Source organism: Geminocystis sp. CENA526 (genome assembly GCF_050753365.1).
Lineage (GTDB): Bacteria > Cyanobacteriota > Cyanobacteriia > Cyanobacteriales > Cyanobacteriaceae > Geminocystis.
Genome location: NZ_JBLZFY010000049.1, coordinates 1 through 21,545, shown reverse-complemented (window position 1 = coordinate 21,545; position 21,545 = coordinate 1). Strand labels below are relative to the sequence as shown.

General features: G+C 35.7%; 26 protein-coding genes and 1 pseudogene. 13 read left to right on the top strand and 14 right to left on the bottom strand.

Translation table 11 applies throughout. From position 1 onward, the window contains the following. Positions 1-173 precede the first annotated feature (173 nt). The 5 genes from ACN4EE_RS13590 to ACN4EE_RS13570 form a co-directional block, all read right to left on the bottom strand. Entirely contained in the window at positions 174-491 is a 318-nt protein-coding gene (locus tag ACN4EE_RS13590; RefSeq protein WP_431706994.1) for a DUF3007 family protein, read from the bottom strand. Between the two features lie 167 nt (positions 492-658). After that, positions 659-910 (bottom strand): NAD(P)H-quinone oxidoreductase subunit L, encoded by a 252-nt coding sequence (gene ndhL, locus ACN4EE_RS13585; protein ID WP_017293471.1) that lies wholly within the window; start codon positions 908-910, stop codon positions 659-661. A 223-nt stretch (positions 911-1,133) separates the two neighbouring features. After that, the gene (locus ACN4EE_RS13580; RefSeq protein ID WP_431706993.1) at positions 1,134-1,346 is read right to left on the bottom strand and encodes a DUF2839 domain-containing protein; all 213 of its coding nucleotides are present in this window, start codon (positions 1,344-1,346) and stop codon (positions 1,134-1,136) included. A 256-nt stretch (positions 1,347-1,602) separates the two neighbouring features. Further along, positions 1,603-3,078 carry a leucyl aminopeptidase gene (locus ACN4EE_RS13575; RefSeq protein ID WP_431706992.1) on the bottom strand — a complete coding sequence of 492 codons (1,476 nt, stop codon included), beginning with the start codon at positions 3,076-3,078 and terminating at the stop codon, positions 1,603-1,605. A gap of 108 nt (positions 3,079-3,186) precedes the next feature. Beyond that, positions 3,187-4,044 (bottom strand): carbohydrate ABC transporter permease, encoded by an 858-nt coding sequence (locus ACN4EE_RS13570; protein WP_431706991.1) that lies wholly within the window; start codon positions 4,042-4,044, stop codon positions 3,187-3,189. 465 nt (positions 4,045-4,509) lie between these two features. Between ACN4EE_RS13570 and bchD the strand changes: the two genes are divergently transcribed. After that, positions 4,510-6,543 (top strand): magnesium chelatase ATPase subunit D, encoded by a 2,034-nt coding sequence (gene bchD / locus ACN4EE_RS13565; RefSeq protein WP_431706990.1) that lies wholly within the window; start codon positions 4,510-4,512, stop codon positions 6,541-6,543. Between the two features lie 105 nt (positions 6,544-6,648). Here the strand turns inward: bchD and ACN4EE_RS13560 are convergent, their stop codons facing one another. The 3 genes from ACN4EE_RS13560 to ACN4EE_RS13550 form a co-directional block, all read right to left on the bottom strand. Further along, positions 6,649-7,041 (bottom strand): hypothetical protein, encoded by a 393-nt coding sequence (locus tag ACN4EE_RS13560; protein ID WP_431706989.1) that lies wholly within the window; start codon positions 7,039-7,041, stop codon positions 6,649-6,651. 392 nt (positions 7,042-7,433) lie between these two features. Beyond that, positions 7,434-7,619 (bottom strand): hypothetical protein, encoded by a 186-nt coding sequence (locus tag ACN4EE_RS13555; protein WP_431706988.1) that lies wholly within the window; start codon positions 7,617-7,619, stop codon positions 7,434-7,436. A 53-nt stretch (positions 7,620-7,672) separates the two neighbouring features. After that, on the bottom strand, positions 7,673-8,215 hold the full coding sequence (locus ACN4EE_RS13550) for an REP-associated tyrosine transposase (protein WP_431706987.1): 543 nt from the start codon (positions 8,213-8,215) through the stop codon (positions 7,673-7,675). Positions 8,216-8,404: 189 nt separating this feature from the next. On the opposite strand from ACN4EE_RS13550, the gene ACN4EE_RS13545 reads away from it, so the two are divergent. Then, positions 8,405-8,623 carry an antitoxin family protein gene (locus tag ACN4EE_RS13545; RefSeq protein ID WP_431706986.1) on the top strand — a complete coding sequence of 73 codons (219 nt, stop codon included), beginning with the start codon at positions 8,405-8,407 and terminating at the stop codon, positions 8,621-8,623. A gap of 12 nt (positions 8,624-8,635) precedes the next feature. Beyond that, the gene (locus ACN4EE_RS13540; RefSeq protein WP_431706984.1) at positions 8,636-9,025 is read left to right on the top strand and encodes a type II toxin-antitoxin system VapC family toxin; all 390 of its coding nucleotides are present in this window, start codon (positions 8,636-8,638) and stop codon (positions 9,023-9,025) included. A gap of 96 nt (positions 9,026-9,121) precedes the next feature. On the opposite strand, the gene ACN4EE_RS13535 is transcribed toward ACN4EE_RS13540, so the two are convergent. Next, positions 9,122-9,322 carry a DUF6887 family protein gene (locus ACN4EE_RS13535; RefSeq protein WP_431706983.1) on the bottom strand — a complete coding sequence of 67 codons (201 nt, stop codon included), beginning with the start codon at positions 9,320-9,322 and terminating at the stop codon, positions 9,122-9,124. Continuing rightward, complete coding sequence (locus ACN4EE_RS13530) at positions 9,319-9,501, bottom strand: DUF6888 family protein (RefSeq protein WP_431706982.1); 183 nt, start codon at positions 9,499-9,501, stop codon at positions 9,319-9,321. Before ACN4EE_RS13530 ends, ACN4EE_RS13535 begins: the two co-directional genes overlap by 4 nt. Before the next feature lie 167 nt (positions 9,502-9,668). On the opposite strand from ACN4EE_RS13530, the gene ACN4EE_RS13525 reads away from it, so the two are divergent. From ACN4EE_RS13525 to psb34, 9 genes are all read left to right on the top strand, one after another. Continuing rightward, positions 9,669-10,025 carry a type II toxin-antitoxin system RelE/ParE family toxin gene (locus tag ACN4EE_RS13525; protein ID WP_431706981.1) on the top strand — a complete coding sequence of 119 codons (357 nt, stop codon included), beginning with the start codon at positions 9,669-9,671 and terminating at the stop codon, positions 10,023-10,025. Continuing rightward, positions 10,018-10,293, top strand: coding sequence for a helix-turn-helix domain-containing protein (locus ACN4EE_RS13520; protein ID WP_431706980.1), 276 nt, complete (start codon positions 10,018-10,020; stop codon positions 10,291-10,293). Before ACN4EE_RS13525 ends, ACN4EE_RS13520 begins: the two co-directional genes overlap by 8 nt. A 137-nt stretch (positions 10,294-10,430) precedes the next feature. Continuing rightward, positions 10,431-10,661 carry a DUF433 domain-containing protein gene (locus tag ACN4EE_RS13515; protein ID WP_431706979.1) on the top strand — a complete coding sequence of 77 codons (231 nt, stop codon included), beginning with the start codon at positions 10,431-10,433 and terminating at the stop codon, positions 10,659-10,661. A 336-nt stretch (positions 10,662-10,997) separates the two neighbouring features. Beyond that, positions 10,998-11,210, top strand: a complete 213-nt coding sequence (locus tag ACN4EE_RS13510; RefSeq protein WP_431706978.1) for a hypothetical protein — start codon at positions 10,998-11,000, stop codon at positions 11,208-11,210. Positions 11,211-11,212: 2 nt separating this feature from the next. After that, positions 11,213-11,479, top strand: coding sequence for a type II toxin-antitoxin system RelE family toxin (locus ACN4EE_RS13505; protein WP_431706977.1), 267 nt, complete (start codon positions 11,213-11,215; stop codon positions 11,477-11,479). 87 nt (positions 11,480-11,566) lie between these two features. After that, the gene (locus ACN4EE_RS13500) at positions 11,567-11,767 is read left to right on the top strand and encodes a DUF4160 domain-containing protein (RefSeq protein ID WP_431706976.1); all 201 of its coding nucleotides are present in this window, start codon (positions 11,567-11,569) and stop codon (positions 11,765-11,767) included. Positions 11,768-11,774: 7 nt separating this feature from the next. Further along, positions 11,775-11,921: a DUF4160 domain-containing protein gene (locus tag ACN4EE_RS13495; RefSeq protein ID WP_431707005.1), complete on the top strand. Its 147-nt coding sequence runs from the start codon at positions 11,775-11,777 to the stop codon at positions 11,919-11,921. A gap of 11 nt (positions 11,922-11,932) precedes the next feature. Then, complete coding sequence (locus tag ACN4EE_RS13490; protein WP_431706975.1) at positions 11,933-12,202, top strand: DUF2442 domain-containing protein; 270 nt, start codon at positions 11,933-11,935, stop codon at positions 12,200-12,202. A gap of 146 nt (positions 12,203-12,348) precedes the next feature. Then, positions 12,349-12,525, top strand: a complete 177-nt coding sequence (gene psb34, locus ACN4EE_RS13485) for a photosystem II assembly protein Psb34 (RefSeq protein ID WP_431706974.1) — start codon at positions 12,349-12,351, stop codon at positions 12,523-12,525. Between the two features lie 71 nt (positions 12,526-12,596). Here psb34 and glgA read toward each other — a convergent pair whose 3' ends face one another. The 4 genes from glgA to ACN4EE_RS13465 all read right to left on the bottom strand — a co-directional run bounded on the left by glgA (position 12,597) and on the right by ACN4EE_RS13465 (position 20,679). After that, positions 12,597-14,072, bottom strand: a complete 1,476-nt coding sequence (gene glgA / locus ACN4EE_RS13480) for a glycogen synthase GlgA (protein ID WP_431706973.1) — start codon at positions 14,070-14,072, stop codon at positions 12,597-12,599. Positions 14,073-14,241: 169 nt separating this feature from the next. After that, positions 14,242-15,528, bottom strand: coding sequence for a UDP-N-acetylglucosamine 1-carboxyvinyltransferase (murA, locus tag ACN4EE_RS13475; RefSeq protein ID WP_431707004.1), 1,287 nt, complete (start codon positions 15,526-15,528; stop codon positions 14,242-14,244). Between the two features lie 175 nt (positions 15,529-15,703). After that, complete coding sequence (locus ACN4EE_RS13470) at positions 15,704-16,396, bottom strand: DUF928 domain-containing protein (protein ID WP_431706972.1); 693 nt, start codon at positions 16,394-16,396, stop codon at positions 15,704-15,706. 236 nt (positions 16,397-16,632) lie between these two features. Next, a complete protein-coding gene (locus ACN4EE_RS13465; RefSeq protein ID WP_431706971.1) occupies positions 16,633-20,679 on the bottom strand; it encodes a hybrid sensor histidine kinase/response regulator in 4,047 nt (1,348 codons plus the stop codon). Between the two features lie 606 nt (positions 20,680-21,285). Between ACN4EE_RS13465 and ACN4EE_RS13460 the strand changes: the two are divergent. Further along, positions 21,286-21,429, top strand: a pseudogene (locus ACN4EE_RS13460) (DUF2887 domain-containing protein); the annotation flags it as partial. Between the last annotated feature and the right edge of the window lie 116 nt (positions 21,430-21,545).

Here is a 21,545-nt window from a genome sequence, read left to right as displayed (position 1 = left end):
ATTAATGGAGAAGTCTAATAGTGAATAGTGAATAGAGTCGCTTTAGCAGACGGTAGCTATTAGACGTCAGATTGCTTCGTGCCTCGCAACGCTGAGCGATTTATTACACGGCGTGTTATTGATTAACGACTAAAACTATTCTTAATTGTTAATTCCTAATTCTTAATTCCTCATTACTCATTTCTGATTACCTTATTTTCTGAATCTGAATTTTCCATAAGTTTGGCAATTTCTTCAGGAGACATTTTTTCTAACTGCTTGGCAAAAAAAGCATCGTCATAATCTTTGACTTGCTTATGATAAGTCATGTTATTGGTAAAAACTCGAAATAAATAGGTTAAAACCCATCCAATTAAGCCTAAAACTAATAATCCTTGACTCCAAATTCCCGCTTGAGTAGCGTCAAATCCGATCGAAACAAAGCCATAATAAACTATACCACCTAGGAAAAACACCCCCAAGGCGATCAAAATAGCATCAATTCTTCTCATTATGTTTACTTAAAAACTGTTATATTTTTTAGCGAAAATCCCTCTTATTAAAGGATTTAGCTTGTTACCCATTCAAATCACAATATCAGGTTCGTTAAATCTATTATTGAAATAAGTAATTTTATTGTTGGGTTTCGTTGTCTCAACCCAACCTACGAATTTTGAATTTAACTAATTTGGCGACGACGAGGGCGAAAATTGAGAAAAGGGCTTAATAATAGCATTCCGGGGAAAGAAAAGAACACCATAAAATACATAAATCCTCTCTCAAAGGAACTCGCTACATACCAACGTTGATTCAAATAAAAATAGACTCCAGCAGGAAGTATTAATAAATATAAGCCACTTAGACTTAAATAAAGAATACCCGTAATAATCGTTTCTAAGTCGATATTTTCTATGTTTAGTAGGTTTTCCATAATGGTTAATAAAGTGATAATTTAATGATTACAGTTTGCTAACACTAGATGTGTTGTTATGTCATTGCGAGGTACGAAGCAATCTTAACTACCTTAATTTTTAATAAAAATGCTTAATTTCTATTGATCATAGTTGATTTTTTTACAAAAATGCAAGGTTAAAAAAACAAGAAATCATAATTTTCCCACCGTAAAACGGGCATCTTGCCCGTAATTAGATGGATTACTGTACTTCCCACCAACCGAAAGCGGGTCCGACAAATCTAATGACAACCCAAGCAGAGGCTAAAAGTCCAATGCCTACCCATGCACCACGGGTAGTTAATTTATAAGCGTCTTCGGCTTGTTTTTTGCTCAACGGCAACCACGATAAAAAGCGCTCTTCTTTACCGTAATCATCCCCTAAAGTTTGTTTTCTTCTTTTTGATTCACCCATGTTGATTAATTTGTAATAAATTAAGTTTTGAATAATTATAAATACAGATTGAGATTAACTTTTTCAAGTTTGGCTTGAGATTGCTTCAGGTTGCTTCGTTGCCTCCCAACGCTACGCGCCTCACCGCAATGACATAATTACTTTTTACTTATTCCTCATTACTCATTACTCATTACTCATTACTCATTACTCATTACTCATTACTCATTACTCATTACTCATTACTCATTACTCATTACTCATTCCTCATTACTCATTACTCATTTAAAGCCCAGTTGACGAGAGTTCGCACGGCAAAGCCTGTACCCCCTTCGTTGTCAATAGCGGTGGGTTTTTCTGCCCAAACTGGTCCTGCTATGTCTAAGTGTACCCAAGGGGTATGTTTGACGAATTGTTGTAAAAATAGGGCGGCAGTAATTGAGCCTCCTGCACGAGAGCCTGTATTTTTCATGTCGGCGATCGAGGACTTCATTTGCTCAAAGTATTTATTTTCTAAGGGCATTTGCCAGAATTTTTCCCCTGCGGTTTGAGAGGCATTTTTTAACTCATTAGCTAAATCGTCATCCGTTGTCCATAATCCAGCGATGTCGTTGCCTAATGCTACAATACAAGCTCCTGTTAAGGTAGCTAAATCCACTATGGCATCTACTTTCAATTTGTCCGCATAAACAAGGGCATCAGCGAGGGTTAAACGCCCTTCAGCATCGGTGTTGTTGACTTCGATCGTTTTGCCATTGGAAGCGGTTAAAATGTCTCCGGGGTGCATGGCTTTACCGCTAATCATGTTTTCGGTGACGGCACTGATAAAGTGAATTTCTACGTCTGGTTTCAACTGTGCGATCGATTTCGCCGCCCCAAAGGTTGCTGCTGCACCGCCCATGTCCATTTTCATGGTTTCGATGCCACTACCGCTCACTTTCAGATTTAAACCGCCTGAATCGAAGGTTAAACCCTTGCCAACTATTGCCAATTTGCGTTTGGGTGTGTTTTGGGGTTTATAGACGAGATGGATAAATTTAGGGGGTAAATCCGAGGCTTTTGCCACTCCTAAAAATGATCCCATACCTAATTTTTCGCAGTCCTCTTGTTCTAAAATGGTTAATTCTAAACCGTATTCAGAAGCGAGATTTTGTGCCATTTCAGCCATAGTGAGGGGATTAATGACGTTAGCGGGGGCGTTAACTAATTCTCTAGCTAAAATGACTCCTGATGTAATTTTTTGAGCTTTTTCAATGGCATTTTGAGAAGTCGATAAGTCGAGTAATTCCACCGTTTCCAGACTGATGCTGTTGTCTTCGGTGTCAGATTTAAAGCGGTTATCTTGATGTAAGGCTAAAATAACTCCTTCGGTGATGACTTGGGCTAATATTTCATCATCATAGTTTTCATGATTGAGGGCGATCGATAATGTTTTTAACTTCGCTTTTTTTGCTACCCTAGCGATACTTCCTCCTGCTTGACGAAAAGTGTCTAAACACGAGTCTTCTTCTTTACCTAAACCGACTAATATGATTTTACGCAAAGGGCTTTTGCCACCGATACGTTCGATCGAGGTAGTACCAATTTTGCCTTTAAAATCGGTATCGGCGATTAATTCTGTGAGAATGCCGTCTAATTTATTATCTAATAGTTTTAAATCTGGAGGAAGTTCTAGTTTTTCGGCAAACAAACCGATGGCAAGGGCATCCCCTGTCCAATCTAATTTAGAAATATTATTAATTTTAATTTCCATAATCTGGTTTTAGCTAAATATATTTTTTAGGTTCGATCGATTATTTACTAATTTAGCTTAGATGTGCCATGATTACACGAAAAAAGCAATGTTAATGAGAAATTTCGGTTATACTTTACGGGATGCTGATAAATTGACGATCGAAAGGACTAAAATAAGACTAAAAAGGACTAATCCCATAGTAGAAGCATAATTAAAATCTAAATCCCTAAAGGCTTTTTCGTAAAGATAATAAACTACAGTTTTTGTAGCATTACGAGGACCACCTTGAGTTAATAAGTATATTTCTTCAAATACTTTTGTAGCACTCAAGGCGGAAATTACAGCCACTAAAAAAATATAGGGTTTCATCAAAGGAACTGTAATATCCCAGTGCTTTCGCCAACCATCTGAACCCTCGATCGAAGCCGCCTCATACAATTCAGGAGAAATCCCCTGCAATCCTGCTAAATAGATCACCATGTAATATCCCAATCCTTTCCAAATGGTAACAATCATCACGCTCCAGATTGCCCAATCAGCACTGGTTAGCCAAGGAATACCCGACTGAAAACCGATACTAAACAAAAATTGGTTTAAAATGCCATTTGACCAATAAATCGCTCTCCAAGCTAATCCTGCTACCACCATTGAAACCACGACAGGAGTATAGTAAGCTGTGCGAAACCAATTAATGCCCTTCAATTTTTGATTAACAACGATAGCTAACCCAAGGGAAAGAATTACCAAAGGGGGTACAACTCCCACAAGATAAATAAGAGTATTAATCATCGTTTGACGAAATAACTTATCTTCTGCTAATCGCTTAAAATTAGCTAATCCTACCCATTCAGGGGGTTGAGTCAAATCATAGCCAAACTGTGAAAAACTTAAGGAGAAGGCTTGTATTGCAGGATAAAAAACAATAATGGTGAGAATAATTAAAGCTGGAGTTAGAAAAAAATAAGGAGTGAGATTTCTTTTCATTCAAGGATAAGGTAATGAGTAATAAGCAGTTTTTTCAATTTATTTATTATTTATAAACTGATAAGATCGAGTATAATTTGTTTAAGCCAATGACGAAAATAAACCTTACAAAAGCTAGGTAAAAACATCTAGCCAACAAATTGGCCATTTAAAAGATTTACTATTTGAGGCAGGATGTGATGATGCGACTTTATCATTTTCTAATGGTATTACTTATTTAGAGTTCGATCGAGATGGTGATCAATTTTTCACAGTTTTAAATAGTGCTATTAAACAAGTAGAAAGTATTAATGATATATCTGTTATTAAACATATAACTCATGAGGATTTAGTTACAAAATAACGATCGTTTGATTTTGCTTGATTCAAGCTGATTTACTTTAAATTTCTCTTGACATCATTATTGCATAAGCAATGTACGGTAAAATATAGCTTTACATCGAATTTATCATAATTCCTATATTAATGTCCACATTAACCACTAAAAATATTAACTTTCCTTTAACCGCCGTCATCGGGCAACAAGCCATTAAAACCGCTTTACTACTCGCCGCCGTTGATCCTCGATTGGGGGGAGTGGCGATCGCAGGAAAACGGGGTACAGCTAAATCAGTTATGGCTAGGGGAATCCATGCTCTATTACCGCCGATCGAAATCATCAAAGATAATCGCTTTAATTGCGATCCCCAAAATTCCGAAGATTGGGATACCGACACATGGCAACAATACGCTGATACCGATCCTGCTCAAATCCCCACAGAAGTAATCAAAGCCCCTTTTGTGCAAATACCTTTAGGCGTTACCGAAGACAGGCTTTTAGGTTCGGTGGATGTGGAGCAATCTGTGCAAAGAGGAGAACCAGTATTTCAACCCGGATTGTTAGCACAGGCACACCGAGGGGTTTTATATATCGATGAAATCAACTTGTTAGATGATCAAATCGCTAATCAACTTTTAACGGTTTTGACTGAGGGCAAAAATCAGATTGAACGGGAAGGCATCAGTTTTGCGCATCCATGCAAACCTTTACTCATTGCTACCTACAACCCCGAAGAAGGTGTATTAAGAGAACATTTGCTCGATCGAATTGCCATCGCCCTGAGTGCTGATGGTGTGTTAGCCCTCGATGAAAGAGTCCAAGCGGTGGATCAAGTTATCGATTATGCGTCATCCCCCGTGAAATTCCTTGAACAGTATGACGAAGATATGGACGCTCTGAAAACTGAGATTATCCTTGCAAGGGAGTGGCTCAAAGAAGTAAAAATCACTCCCGAACAAATCAAATACTTAGTAGAAGAAGCCCTGAGAGGTGGAGTAGAAGGACATCGAGCCGAGATTTTTGCCGTCAGAGTCGCTATGGCGGCAGCGGCATTGGAAGGACGAAATAACGTTAGTGCTGATGATCTACGCAAAGCCGTGGAATTAGTGATTGTGCCTCGATCGACTATCATGCAAACACCTCCTGATGATCAAATGCAACCTCCTCCTCCTCCCCCACCACCACAACCCCAAGATCAAGGAGAGGAAGAAGGGGAAGAAGAAAAAGAGGAGGAAAACGAAGATAATAAAGATAATGAAAATCAAGAACAAGATAATACTCCCCAAATTCCAGAGGAGTTTGTTTTCGATATTGAAGGAGTGATTTTAGACCCCAGTGTGCTATATTTTGCTCAACAAATGCAAAGACAGGGTAAATCGGGCGCTCGTAATATGATTTTCAGTGACGATCGAGGACGCTATATTAAGCCCATGTTACCAAGGGGGAAAGTAAGACGTATCGCCGTTGATGCCACTTTGAGGGCGGCTGCACCCTACCAAAAAAGTCGCAGGGAACGCAATCCTAATCGCCGTGTTATCGTGGAACAGGGAGATTTGAGGTCAAAACGTCTGGCTAGGAAAGCAGGGGCTTTAATCGTCTTTGTGGTGGATGCTTCGGGATCGATGGCACTTAATCGAATGCAGTCGGCAAAGGGGGCGGTAATGCGGTTATTAACGGAAGCCTACGAAAATCGAGATCAGGTGGCGTTAATTCCCTTCCGAGGTGAACAAGCTGATGTATTATTACCTCCGACTCGTTCCATTACTTTAGCCCGTACCCGTTTGGAAACCCTGCCCTGCGGTGGTGGTTCGCCGTTATCCCATGCCTTAACTCAGGCGGTTCATGTGGGGGTAAATGCCCAGATGTCGGGAGATATTGGACAGGTTGTCATTGTGGCAATTACAGACGGAAGGGGTAATATTCCTTTAGCTCGATCGTTGGGTGAAACCCTTGAGGAAGGGGAAAAACCTGATATTAAGGCGGAATTGTTGGATATTGCCACGAAAATCCGTGCTATGGGCATGAAATTGTTAGTTATCGACACCGAGAAGAAGTTTGTTTCTACGGGCTTCGGTAAGGAGTTGGCAAAACAGGCTGGAGGTACTTACTATCAGTTACCCAAGGCTACAGATCAGGCGATCGCTAATATGGCAAAGGGTGCGATTAGTGAAATGAGGTAGATTAATTTGGGTTGGTTTTGGATTTTATTATTGGCAATCTACTAAATAAATTGTTACTGTATTAGGATTAATTGATTGTATAAGTTAGTTAATCCTAATGTTTTCTTATCCTTCTTTGGCTTGTTCAGCATCTTTTCTATTTAAGTAAATCTTGTCATCATAAAGATAATATTCTTGACCAGCTTTTATTTCATTACACCAAAAGGTAAGTGAACTCTTCGCACTTGTTATTTCTCCTGATATATCAGCCATTTTTTGAGCTTCTGTAACAGCTGTTCCTAAATTATTCTTGTTAATGGTTGATCCTGTTGTTTCTAATGATCTTTTATACTGACTATCATATCTTTTTTCTCTTGACTCTAAAACATTTTTCCACCTATCACATTTTTCCTTTACTTCTTCAGGTGTAAAAGTTACTGGAGTAATAGAATTACAGCCAATAATTAGAAATTGAAAACTAACTAAAATTGTATATTTTAAAAGTTTATGTTTAGTCATATTTTTATCTTTATTAATTTAATAGAATTAACTCTATATCTGATTAAGACAGTCTTTTTCTTACGTTTATATTTTATCCTAAAGTTCTAGTTGTAATGTTAATTATACTTTATTGGACATTGCCTATAATTAAATATTAACACTAGCACCATTAAATTGTATTAAAACACGAAACCTAACATTATTATACTATTTTTATTAATCTTATCATCAAATATTATATTTTGTGAAATATTCTAATCTCGATCGTACCTATAAAGTAATATTGATATGGTTAAGAAGGTTCGATCGTTGAGGGAGAGTTCGATCGTACCTATAAAGTAATGTTGATATGGTTAAGGGTTCGATCGTTGAGTGGGGAGTTCGATCGTGCTTATAATGTAATGTAATGTTTATTTGGTTAAGGGTTCGATCGTCTTTTGGAGGATAGTTCGATCATGCTTATAAGGTAATGTTGATATGGTTAAGGGGTTCGATCGTCTTTTTGGAAATAAAATTAATTGTTGGGTTGCACTTCGTTTAACCCAACCTACAGGTATATTGAATGGTAGGTTGGGTTGAGGTACGAAACCCAACATTTTCATTGATTATTTTCTTTTTGACTTGTTAAGTTACATCTAGGTTTATCAACTTACTCTTTGCCAATATTGTCATCAAAGGTTATATTTTCCGAAATACCCCAATCTCGATCGTACATTTCTTGTTTTACATATCGATCGAAACTAGAATATTGCCAATCTTTTACTGCTTTTACTAATCCATGATGAACAGGATTATAATGGATGTAATCCACATGATTAATAAAATCTTGCTCATCTCGGATAAAATGTTCCCAAAATCTTCTTTGCCATATTGCTTTTTCTTGTTTTTTCTGTCGAGATTTTGAAATTTGCCCTTGATATTTCCTCTCACATTTACGACTAAAATAACTTTTGATTAACCGCCAACGGGTAGAAAAATCTCCGTCTCCTTCTGGTAATGTCCAAATACAATGCAGATGATCAGGTAAAATTACAATGGCATCAATAATAAAAGGATACCTTTTCATGGCATAAGCAAATGCCTCTCGTAATAATTGAATATTGTCTGGATAACATAAAATGGGATGTCGATTATAAGTCACTACTGTAAAAAAATAAGTGCCTCCTTGAATTTGTGTTCTACGATATTCCATAAAATTTGTCTTGATATGAATTACAGAATTTGTTGGGTTTCGTACCTCAACCCAACCTACATTTTATGATAATTTCCTGTAGAGTTCGATCGTCTAGTGGAGAGAGGTTCGATCGTACAATTAAATATTTTTAGAACTTCTTAGAAAAGTCTTATATAATTAAGGAAAATAACAGTTATTAGTCGAGATATGACAGTACAAGCTATTTACGAAAAAGGGATACTGAAATTATCAGAAGATGTCAATATCAAAGACGGCACAACGGTAAAAGTAATAATTATCCCCCTCGACATCGAATTAGAAAAAAATGATCCTGTGAACATATTACAGGAAATTGCCCAACTCCCCTTAGAAGGGAAAACTGATAATTTTTCAGGGGTTGATCATGATTCTATTTTATACTCTTGAATAACATGATTTTTGTCGATACAAAGGGCATGGTTTGCTAGTGTAGTACCATCCGACAAACAACATCAAAAAGCTATTACATGGTTAAAAAATAATCAAGAATCCTTATTAACCACTGATTATGTAATTGATGAAACTTTGACGCTATTAAGGGCAAGAGGAGAGTTGAAAAGATCGATCGTTTTGGGAGAGGCTTTTTTCTCAGGAAAATTAGCTCAAATTTATTATTTAACGGAAGACGATGTGCGATCGACATGGGATATTTTCTCTCGTTTTGCTGATAAAGAATGGAGTTTTACCGACTGTAGCAGTAAAGTCGTAATGGAAAAATTAGAAATACAAAAAGCCTTTGCGTTCGATCGTCATTTTACCCAGTTTGGTACAGTTAAAGTAATTCCTTAATTGTGTCAAATTTTAAAAATGTGATCGTAACTATGATGTAATGTTAATTTTGTTAAGGAGGTTCGATCGTTTAGGGGGAGAGGTGCGAGCGCCCTATTAATTACTATTTAATTTACTTTTAAAAATGTCTTGTAATTCTTGATAATTATTCTCGGAAATAGCAGGATATTTGACAGCATCTTTTTTACGACTCATTAATACTTCTAAGGCTTCACTAAAAGCAGTTTCATCTTGACGATGAGCGGACAAATATTGACGTAATTCCTGATTACTCATTGTTAATAATTCTTGTTTCATGATTCAAAAATCCATATGCCATCTTGGTTAATAGTAATTTCGATACCATCATTTACACCAGCGAGAATATAAATGATCTTTAATCTTTTATCATAACGAAATAAATTAATTGGTTGATAAAGATTTGATAATAATTGACAAATAAAAATCGCTGTATCTTTTTGTTTAGGTGTTGGCAATTAATTTTCAACCTCTTTCAAAATTCTTTTTTGACATTGTATCATTAAATTGCGATCGTGCTTATAGAGTAATGTTGACTGGTTACGGGTTCGATCGTCTGGTGGGGGGAGTTCGATCGAACTTTTTGCGATAAAATTAATTTAGTTTAATACTTTTTCTATCAACTATGAGAGAAATAATTTTCTATCGTACATCTTCGGGGAATTGTCCTGTGGAAGATTTTTTAGACTCTCTTTCGGCAAAACAAGCCCAAAAAGTTATTTGGGTGTTAAAATTGGTTACAGAATTAGAATCGATACCCATTAAGTATTTTAAAAAGTTAGTAAATACTGATGATATTTGGGAAATTAGAATACAATTAGATAATAATATTTTTCGTTTATTAGGATTTTTTCAAGACAATAATTTAATTATTCTTACTAATGGTTTTATCAAGAAAACGCAAAAAACACCATCTCAAGAAATTAAACTAGCAGAAAACAGAAAAAAAGATTATCTAAAAAGGAGTAAAATTAATGAATGATTTAGATAAATATATTAATAAAAGAATGATAACAGATCCAGAATTTGCAGAAGGATTTGATTCTGGATACACAAAATTTAAACTAGGTTATATGTTAGCAAAAACTAGGGAAGAATCAGGAATTTCACAACAGGAATTAGCACAAAAATTAAATTTAAGTGAGTTAATAATTAATCAGATAGAAAATGATTTACAAGATATTAGTATGTCTATTTTAGAAAAATATGCCCAAATTTTAGGGAAAGAATTAGTTATTCAACTAAAATAAAATATAGCTAAAGGTGCGATCGTTTTTTTGAGGTAGTGGTGATTTGTTTGAGGGGATGCGATTGTGTTTTGGGGAAGGTGCGATCGTATCTCATAAGATATAATGAAATGATGTTAGAGTTTACTAATAGGTAGAGAATGGAATCCATAGAACGTATCACGATCGATCCTCATATTTGTCATGGTAAACCTTGTCTCAGAGGCTTACGTTATCCTGTGGAAATGATTTTAGAATTATTAAGTGCGGGGATGACAACAGAAGAAATTTTGCTAGACTACGAAGATTTAGAATTAGAAGATATTTTAGCCGTTTTATCTTTTGCTACTAAATTAATGCAGATTAAAAGTATATCTTTAATTAAATACTGAGTTTCCTTTTGCTAAAGCTCGAAAAATTACACCAGAAGAAGTTAATCGTGCAAAAATAGCCATTCAGAAACAATTTGGCGATGAATATATAGCACGATCGAAGGATGATGATTATGAATTAATATCTTTAAAAATAAATCCCAAAATTATTGCTTGGGCAAAAAATGAAGCAGAAAAACAAGAAATAAATTATCAAGTTTTTCTTAATAATGAATTGTTAAAATTATGTTCTTAATTCTCAGTCTATGAATATTTCGATCGTCTTTGGTGGGAGTTCGATCAAATAAGGTATAATAAAATGAACTTAATATATATTAAAAACAATAATTGTCAATTATGATTAATAAAAAGATCGATTTATCAGAAGAAAAAATCAAAGAATTATTCAAAGAAGTTTTGATCGAACTGATGGAAACCAAAAAGGATCATTTTCAGGAGCTTTTTGTAGAGGTTATAGAAGAAATTGGTTTAAAAAATGCTATTCAAGAAGGTAGGAAAAATGATTTTGTTGCTGAAGAAGATATATTTTTATTATTAGAAAATAATTAGATATGAAAGTCAAATTTGAATCAACTTTCGCTAAAGATTTACAAAAAATAAAAGATAAAAAACTATCTGAGCAAATAAAATCAGTAATATTAGAATGTAAAAAAGCAAAATTATTTAATCAAGTTAAAAATGTTAAAAAATTAACGGGATATAATAACTTCTATCGTATCAAAATCAGAGATTATAGAATAGGTTTAGAGATACAAGAAGATATTATTATTTTCACTAGATTTCTTCATCGCAAAGATATTTATAAATACTTTCCCTAATGATAAGGCTATAATTGAAACTATTGTGATCGAGCTTGATAAGGTATAATCAATGAATCAATTAATTAGTCAACAACATAAAAGAAAATGCCAGTTATTTCAAGATTTTATGGAATAATTATCAAAATGTTCTTTTTGGATCATAATCCACCTTATTTTCATGCTATTTATGGTGAATATAGCAATTCTCGTTTTGGTGAGGTACAAAAATTGTCGTTGAAAGGCAAGAGGCAAGAGACAAGAGGTAATAAAAAAATGTACCTCATAATTTTAAAAACCGCTATATAACGCTTTAATTAATATTAATACTTTAGAAATTATTGAAGGAGATTTGCCGAAAAAAGCTCAGGCTTTGGTGTTGGAATGGGCAAAAATGTATCAAAGAGATTTAATAGAAATATGGAATAGTCAAGATTTTAAAAAATTGCCGCCATTAGAATAAATTAATATACCATGAAAAAATATCCAAAAGTAATTAAAGTTAAAGCTATTTCTCCCCTAGCATTAGAAATTTTATTTGAAAATGGAGAACAAAAATTATACAATGTGTCAAAGTTAATTAATTTATATCCTTTTGACAAATTAACTGATTACAATTTTTTTAAGCAAGTAAAAGTTGATGAAAATGGTTACGGTATTTATTGGGATGATAACCTCGATTTAGCTGAATCAGAATTATTTGAAAATAGTATAGCAATAAGTTCGATCGAGCTTATGAGATAATGTTGATATGGTTAAGGGTTCGATCGAGGCGGATATAGGAACAAATACTTTTTAGCTCTATTTACTAAATTTCAGTAAAATAGTGTAAAATCTGACATGGGTAATTAAATATCCAAAATTTTTATTAATTATAAGAGGATTAGAATATGCCTTATACAACCGAAGATGGTGGCAGAGTTAATAATTTTGCCAATGAACCAAAAGTTTATCAAGCCGAACCGCCCACCAAAAAAGAACAAAAAAACTATGTTATTTTAGGAGTTCTCGGTTTTATTTTGGTTGCTGGTGTTATTGCCATCGCCTTTTTTGCGTCTAATGTTTAATATTCTTTGAAACATAGGAAGGAGTTAGGGAAGCCTAACACCCTAATTCCTTAAACACTTTTCAGCAGACCCTATTTATGGCGTAAAAAGTCATAAAGGTCAATGTATTTTTGAGCAGGATTTTTCCAAGAATAATCATAACTCATGCCCTGTTTTTGCAATTTCTCAAAGTCTTTAGGGAAATAATGCCACAGTCCGATCGCCCTTTCTAAAGCTGATTCTAAGGCATGGTGATCTGTTTGATAAAAAACAAATCCATTTCTTTCTTCTTCGGGATGATTTAAGTCGTTATCTTTATCGAAAACGGTATCAATTAAACCGCCTACACCACGCACTACAGGTACTGTACCATATTTTAAGCCGATCATTTGGGTTAAACCACAGGGTTCGTAATCACTAGGTACAACGATAATATCCGCCCCTGCGTAAATTAAATGGGCTAATTCTTCATTAAAGCCTAATTCGAGGTGACAGTCGGGATTATTATTCAAATGACGTTTTTCGTGCCAAAACCAGTTATTAATAGGTGCTTCTGTAGCTGAACCTAATAACACAAATTGAGCCTTACGGTGCAAAGAATAATAAATGGAATGGTGTACTAATTCTACTCCTTTTTGTCGATCGAGCCTTCCAATATAAGCAACGATGGGTTTTTTATCGTCTTTTAATAATAATCTCTCCCTTAAGGCTTGTTTATTTTTTGCCTTGTCTTCAAGGTTGTCGATATTGTACTGATAAGGGATGAAAGTATCGACTTCGGGATTCCAAATATTATGATCAATACCGTTAAGAATACCACCGAATTTATAATGATGCAGTTCTAAGGTATGTCCTAAACCATAACTAACCCCACTATATCGTGCTTCCCAAGCATGGTGGGGCGAAACCGTGTTGATGTGGTTAGAATAAACTATACCCCCTTTCATCATGTTTAACGCAAAAGGATTGAAATTGTCTCGGAGTCGATCGTAAGTGAAATAATAGGGATCATTATTTAACCCCGTAGCTCTTAAAACTTCAGAACCACAAATTCCTTGATGTTTAAAATTGTGAATAGTATAACAAACTCGTTGATTTGCCATACCGTGCCATTTATACATTTCATATAACATCACGGGAATTAATCCCGTTTGCCAATCATGGCAATGGATAATATCAGGGCGCTTATTACTCACAAACAGAAATTCTAAAGCCGCTTTCGAGAAAAAAGCAAACCTCATATTGTCGTCTTCCTGCCCGTAATAACAACCTCGATTGAAGAAATTGTCTCCTGAGTGGGGTTGAATAAAGAAACACAGTCGCCCATGTACCCAACCACAAAAAACTGAACAGTGGACACTACCACCATACCAAGGCACATATAAATCTTTGTAGGCATCATGTAAACCCCAAATATGATCATAACGCATACAATCATACATAGGTAAAATAATTTCTACAGTGTGACCTTGATTTTCGATTTCTCGACTCAAGCCATAGACAACATCTCCTAATCCTCCTGCTTTAATTACAGGTGCGCACTCTGAAGCAATATGAACTATATACATAGAGTTGATCTTATTTATCTTTTAAATGGATACATTTTATATCAAAACTTACTGATTTTGTAAAGAAATGTAAATAATTGGGGGTTGCCCTATAGTATTTTGGTGGTAGGAGGGAATAGGGAATAGGGAATAGGGAATAGGATATGTCTCCCATGACAATCAGACTTAACTAATAGGAAATTCGTTGAATTTTTGCCCCTAATTTTTGGAATTTCTGTTCTAAGTTTTCGTAACCTCGATCGAGATGCTGTAAACCTTGTACAATAGTTTTACCATCGGCGGCTAAACCAGCGATAACAAGGGCGGCAGAAGCTCTCAAATCCGTTGCCATAACAGGCGCCCCCGAAAGCATTGGCACACCACACACTAAGGCTGAATTACCTTTAACTTTGATATTTGCCCCCATGCGTTTTAATTCCGCAACGTGACGTAAACGATTTTCAAACACGGTTTCGGTAACAACACTATTACCCTCACTTACGGTTAACAATGCCATAAATTGCGCTTGCATATCCGTAGGAAAACCGGGATGGGGGAGGGTTTCAATGTCACTGGCTTTTAATTCACCTGGTATAGTGCGCAGGGTGTTTTTTCCTTCTTGTACTACCTGACAACCAATTTCTCCTAATTTGGCAATAATCGGCGTAAGATGATCATAATTAACAGAAGTTAATAAAATTTCTGATTGAGTAATCGCCCCTGCTACCAAAAAAGTACCTGCTTCAATACGATCGGGAATAATATCATAGTCAGTGGTGTGTAGTCGATCGACCCCTTGAATAACGATCGAATCCGTACCTGCGCCCGTAATTTTAGCACCCATACTGTTACAGAAGTTAGCTAAATCGACAATTTCAGGCTCTCTAGCGGCATTTTCGATGATAGTTTCACCTTCGGCTAAGGTAGCCGCCATCATAATGGTTTCTGTCGCACCGACACTAGGATAATCGAGGAAAATTTTTGCTCCCTTTAAGCGATTATTCACCGAAGCATTGACAACCCCATGCTCAATAATCACCGTAGCGCCCATTGCTTGTAATCCTCGCACATGAAGATCGACTGGACGTGATCCTATAGCACACCCCCCGGGTAAAGGCACTTGAGCGTATCCTAGACGGGTTAAAATAGGTCCAATGACAAAGAAACTGGCGCGTAATTGAGAGACTAATTCATAGGGTGCTTTTACACCCTTCAAATCCAGACTATTAAAATCCCATGTATTGCCATTTTGCTTAATTTTAACTCCCAAAGAAGCTAAAACCTGTCCCATAGTGTTAATATCTGCAAGACAAGGCACGTTATTGAGACGACAATCATCGCTACAAAGGATTGTACCAGCCATAATAGCTAAAGCGGAATTTTTTGCACCGCTAATTTTCACTTCCCCTTGGAGGGGATTTCTGCCGATGATTTCTAAGGCTGGTTGAGCAGTATTGTTTAAGGTGTCATTTTCGATCGAAACCTGTGTAGTAGTATTTATAATTTTATCCTCCTAGTCCAATTTTTAATATAATGTTACATTTTCGTTTTGATTCTACCTGATAAAATCCATTTTGTTACATTTTTTTTCATTTTTAGATTTTTTTGTCTCAAATTGGGATTTTTTTTCTGTCACCTATGCACCTGTTTTGTTATTCGGGGGTTTCTTCTTGTGCAAATTGTTTATCAGCTAGATTTTCTAATCCTACGGAAGTTAATAATTCCTGCCACTGTTGAGGTTGAGATTCTTTTACTTGTGCGACTAGGGAAATTGTCTCTTGCCACACCTTATTACTGGCATAAATTTCAGCTTTTTTAAGAGCGTCTTGTTGAGCTGATAATTCTTTTTTAATGTTATCCTCTAAGGTGACTCGTTCGATGGAACCTTTGGTATAGGTGCTAGTATTGATAGCCATAGGGTTACAAATTAAGGATACTTCCCAAGTATATTTTTTCCCTGTTTCTAAATTCACTTTATCTCCCACATTAATTCTCATAACTCGATCGTTTTGAGGGATAGCAATTTCTTGATTATCGATGGTATTTCCACCATTATCTTTTAGTATAAACTGTAGAAGTTTAGCCCTTGTGGTTGGAATATAGACAAATAAATCTGGTTGTGCTGAAACCGTTGTAATGGCATTATCCTGATTAGGAGTTAAAGCCATAATGGGAATTGTACCACTAACACAGCCTCCTCTTCTTCCCCCCGCCGCCGTACTTTGAGGTGCTTCCCTTTCGGGTGCATCAGGAAATTCGATCGCTTTTACTGAGGATATTAAAGAAGAAAAAATAGTAATCAATAAACTGAAAAAAATGATTGATTTATTGTTAATTTTAAACATAAGATTTATCTCCTAATAAAAATTGAAAATCAATAAAAAATTAATTTTTTTTACTAATATATAAATTATTTTGAATAATAAAAAATAGCTATAGAAAAGAAAATTTATTGTTAATTGTTATACTGACGAAAATTATAATTAAATGTTTCAAAAAACATCAATTTATGATAGTAAATTATCAAAACTCATTACTTGTTACTCCCTCTCTCAATCATAAAACTTAAGTGCATCTTAGCTTATAACAAAACTTCTCCTTTAATTAGTTTTTTAGCTGCATTTAATAATTCCTCCTCTAAATAAGGTTTGGTGAAATAGGCTTTTGCACCCAAATCTGCTGCAATTTTACGGTGTTTTTCCGCCCCCCTAGATGTCACCATCGCTACGGGTAATTTGGAGAGGTTGTCATCTTGTTGCATTTTGGCTAACAATTCTAAACCATTCATACGAGGCATTTCGATGTCACACAGCAACAAATCGCAGGGAAGTCCTCCTACTACTTTATCCCATGCGTCTTGTCCGTCTCTAGCTTGTTCGACTTGATAACCTGCTTTTTTGAAGGTCATAGATAACATTTCTCTTACAACCACAGAATCATCAATGATTAACACCATCGGATTTGACTTCGTTTTTTTCTTCCCAGTGACAGTATTTTGCTCTTGAGGTGGGAGGGTGGATTTATCAGCTTTGGTTTTTGGTTTTTTGGTGCTACCTGCTAATAACACTTCTCCTTCTAGCATTCGTTTGGTGGAGTCGAGTAAATCAGAGTCCACATAAGGCTTAATTAGATAAGCAGATGCCCCTAATTCGGCGGCGATTCTTTGATGTTTTTCTGCACCTCTTGAGGATAATATCGCTACGGGAATATGATTGAGGGTGGAGTCTTCTTGGATGTGCTGTAATAGCTCTAAACCATTCATTCTGGGCATTTCAATATCACAGAATACTATATCACAGGGTAAACCCGATCGAAGTTTCTGCCATGCTTCTTGTCCATCTCTGGCTTGTTCAAAACGATACCCTGCTTTACTTAAACTCATGGATAACATTTCTCGAACGGTGATGGAGTCGTCCACAATCAAGATTAACGGCTGAGTTTTAACAGGTTGGGCGACTACGGTTCGATCGTACTGGACACCTTCGGGCATATCCACATGAACCTTAGTACTTAAATTACCTTGAGCAATTTCAATCAATTCGATTACATCCCCAATAGGCATAACAATCCCGTCACTGCGTACCGTTGCCCCTGCAATACCTTTGGGTTTAGGTAAAGGACCAGCAATTTGTTTAATAACGATTTCTTCTTGTCCTAATACTTGATCCACTTGAATCGCTAACAGGTTGTTACCCCCCCGTAAAATTACAATGGGGATGGTTTCGTCTTGAGCGTTGCTAGTGTAAATAATACTGCGAGTAATTTGGCGATTATAGTTCATTAAAGTACTCAAAGGACGGAAAGGCAAGAGGTTATTTTTCCAGAGAATACATTTTTGTCCTTGGGCATTGACTTTAATTTCATTGGCTGAATAGTCTTTCGTATCCTCAATCCCATCGATGGGGAAAGCAATACGAGTGCCATCATTCATACAGCAAAGGGCTTTACCGATACTGAGAGTTAAAGGTAAACGAATGGTAAAAGTTGTACCCATACCAAGGGTAGAGTCAACGGTGACAGTTCCCCGAATTTCATTTAATTTTGTGCGTACAATATCTAAACCAACACCTCTACCTGCGTGGCTATCAGCTTTTTCTTTCGTGGTAAAACCTGCATGGAATAAAAATTCATACACCTCTTGATCTTTGAGATTTTGAGCTTGGGCGGGGGTGATCAGTTTATTTTGAATGGCTTTTTTCTTGATTTTTTGAGGATCAATACCTCCGCCGTCATCGGATACAGAAATAACGGTTTGAGGTCCTTGTAAAAAGGCTCTGACGGTAATTGTTCCTAAAGCAGGTTTACCGATCGATTCTCTTTCTTCGGGGAGTTCGATCCCGTGAGTAACACAGTTTTTGGTAATTTGTAAAAGAGGGTCCCATAAATGTTCAAGAATCATTTTATCGATTAGAACATCTCGCCCTTCTACTTTTAATTGAATTTGTTTATTATAACCTTCGGCAATTTTACGAATAGGCAAGGGAAGTCGATCGGCATTTTGGGAAAAAGACACCATGCGAGATTTGTTAATCTCTTCCTGTAATTGTGTTGTTACCTGTCTTAAGTTTCTACCTAATTGATCTGTTTCATCCACAAGGAATTGAATATCGGAAGTGGATTCTCTCACTCGCACAATTAACTCTAAAATATCTTGAGCTAAAAGGTGAAACCCCGTAAAACGATCTAACTCTAATTCGTCTAATTCTGGCGGTTGGAATTTGTTATTTTCTGCATCATCATTAACGTCTCCACCACCTATATAAGTAGAACTCGATCGAACTGATCCCCCTTGATAGCGATTTTCTGCCCTTGCTAATTGAGCTTTCACCGTTGCTTCATTTTTTTTCCGAGCATCCAGTAACGCCCCTTCTAACAAACTACGCTCGTAAGTATCTTGCATTCTAGCTCCCACATCACTTAAATTTTGCACATGGGAGAGGAGGTTGTCTAAAAACTGTCGTAATTTTTCCTGATCTTCCTCCAGACGATTACGGCGAACTACCATTTCCCCAATCAGGTTATTTAAGTTGTCCAGTTGTTTCACTGGGACTCTCATACTTTGTTCAAAGGCTTTTGGTGCCGCTTTAGCAGGAGGTTGAGAACGTCCCCATTTTTGAGGGGCTTTGCCTTTAGTTTTATCGGCTTGAGCTAATAATTTATCTAAATCGCTTAATCCTGTCAAAGTTTCTTGATGAACAGGAGTTGTTTTCGGTACAGAAAATTCTTGAGTTGGTAAATCTTCAATAATATTACTTAACTCTTGCCAGTTTACTTCTTCCTGATGGACAGAACTATTGACTAATCGTTCTAAATCTCGATCTTCTTCATAATAATTAATAAAGGTGTTAGAGATGACAGAATCTAAATCAGAGAAAGGATCTTCTAATTCTATCCATAATGGATTCTCAATAAGAAAAGTATTTAAGTCGTCAAATTCTTCATAAACCTGTAATGGTGGAGGTGTTCTTTTGAAAGGTTGTAAGATTTGATAAGTATTGACACTACCCGTGCTAGGAAAATCATCTTCTATTTCCAGATCATCGAGATTTTTCAATACACTTTCTAATTCTGATTCTGGATCATCTATGATCACAGTACTTCTAGCATTATCTGACACCAAATTATCTAAATCATCGGTATTAAAATCGCTTTGAATAAAAGTTGATTTATAATCTATGGGAGTTTGAGTTGATGTAGAAGCTATATTGTCGTCAAAATCATCAAATAAGGATTCTAAATCCTCTTCCATTTCATCTATATCCACAGTAGAAATGATGGAATTATCCTGTTCATTATCGTCGGAGAAAAATGACCAATCATCGGAGTCTGAGTTAACTTCCTTATCAATTTCCTGATTAGTTTCCCATTCATCAATTTCAAAATGTTCATTTTCATCATCGTCAAATAAGTTACTAATATCATCTTCTTCAGGGGTGTCTTGAATGTGGGTATTAAAATCTTCTTCTCCTACAAAAACGGCACTTACCATCTGATTTTCGTCCGCAAAAGAATCATCATCTAACCAATCATCTAGCAATCCATCATCATCTGATAATCCTAAATCGGCAAATATATCGCTATCTTCTTCTTCTCCTTCGGGAATAACATCAAACTCATCATCGTCTTGTTTTACCTCTGGAGGGTTGAAATCTATCTGGGTTTCTTTCCACAAATCTTTTTCTAAAGTGGGGCTAGGGGTATAGCTTTGGGCTTCTTCCTGTGCCATTTTTATTTCTGCCGCATCGATATAGACGGTTTCTAAGTCCATTAATCTCGATCGAGAATTGGGGGCTAATGCTTGTAAACTGTCATCAACAAAGATAGAATTTACCTCATTTTTGAGGAGATATTCTCCCGCCTTTTTGATTTCTTTAATAATGAGTTTTGTGGTAGAGTCATAATCATTTTCTTTACTAAGAATAGCTATTTTGGCAGTTTCCATAATTTCTACCCAGCCAAAAAGATTTTGTTTTTTCCCTTCGATCGACAAAAAATTACAATGGGATTTAATGTGTTCTCGATTGCGACTGTTATCCCCTTGTTTAAGGATTTTCAACATTTCTCCCAGACGAATCAAAGTCTGTTTGTAGAGTTTTTGGTTTTGACTGGCTTGTTCACTGGTAATCATAGCTTTTTTTCAAGAAATTTCAACTCAAAACGACGATATGGAAAATTGGCAATAGACTGATAATGATTTTTTGATTCTCTGAGGATGTGTTCAAATATCTAAGAGAATATTGACGAAAAAATGTTACTTTAATTTTACTTAAATTCTATCCGAATAAAAGTATTTTTAATTGATCCATTGTATCAAAAGTCAGTAATCAGTGACTTTTCTATCAATTATTGATTCCATTACTCCCTCTGCCATAAATCGAGTCACAGTTAACGAAATATGAAGCAATTACAAGACTTGTAGCACAAATTTGCCAAAGTCTAAAAATCGTGTTCAAAATTTATCGGCTTGTTTACTTTAACATCGATCGAATTACTATACACAAAAGATTGTAAAAGTATTTTTTAAGTTTCTCTCAAAATTTCATAGAGAAATTACATTACAATTTATCCCCATATTTTGTTTTTTAACTCTGATAATATAGGGAAAAAATAACAGAAAAAACCTTAACAGTGAAAACCGATAAGTTATTTTACCGTATCTTTTTTAAATCAACCCAGTTTGATTTGGGAATTGTTACCAGAAATCCCCGAAGGTAGCCAATTCGATTATAAAGCACAGTTTGATTTAAGATTAGATTTAATCGAGGCTATACTGGCAAATAAATTTCCTAAATTATCGATCGAGGAGATACAGAAAATGATTAACCTAAGAGAAGCAGACATTACCCAAACTCGTTTTTATCAACAAGTGTTACAAATTGAAGAGGTAAATATGGTTATCCACTTGTTAATTTGATATTTAATTACACATTCCCAAATCGAAGCAACACTTAAAAAAACTTGATTATTTGGAGCAATGATAGTTTGAATTTTATC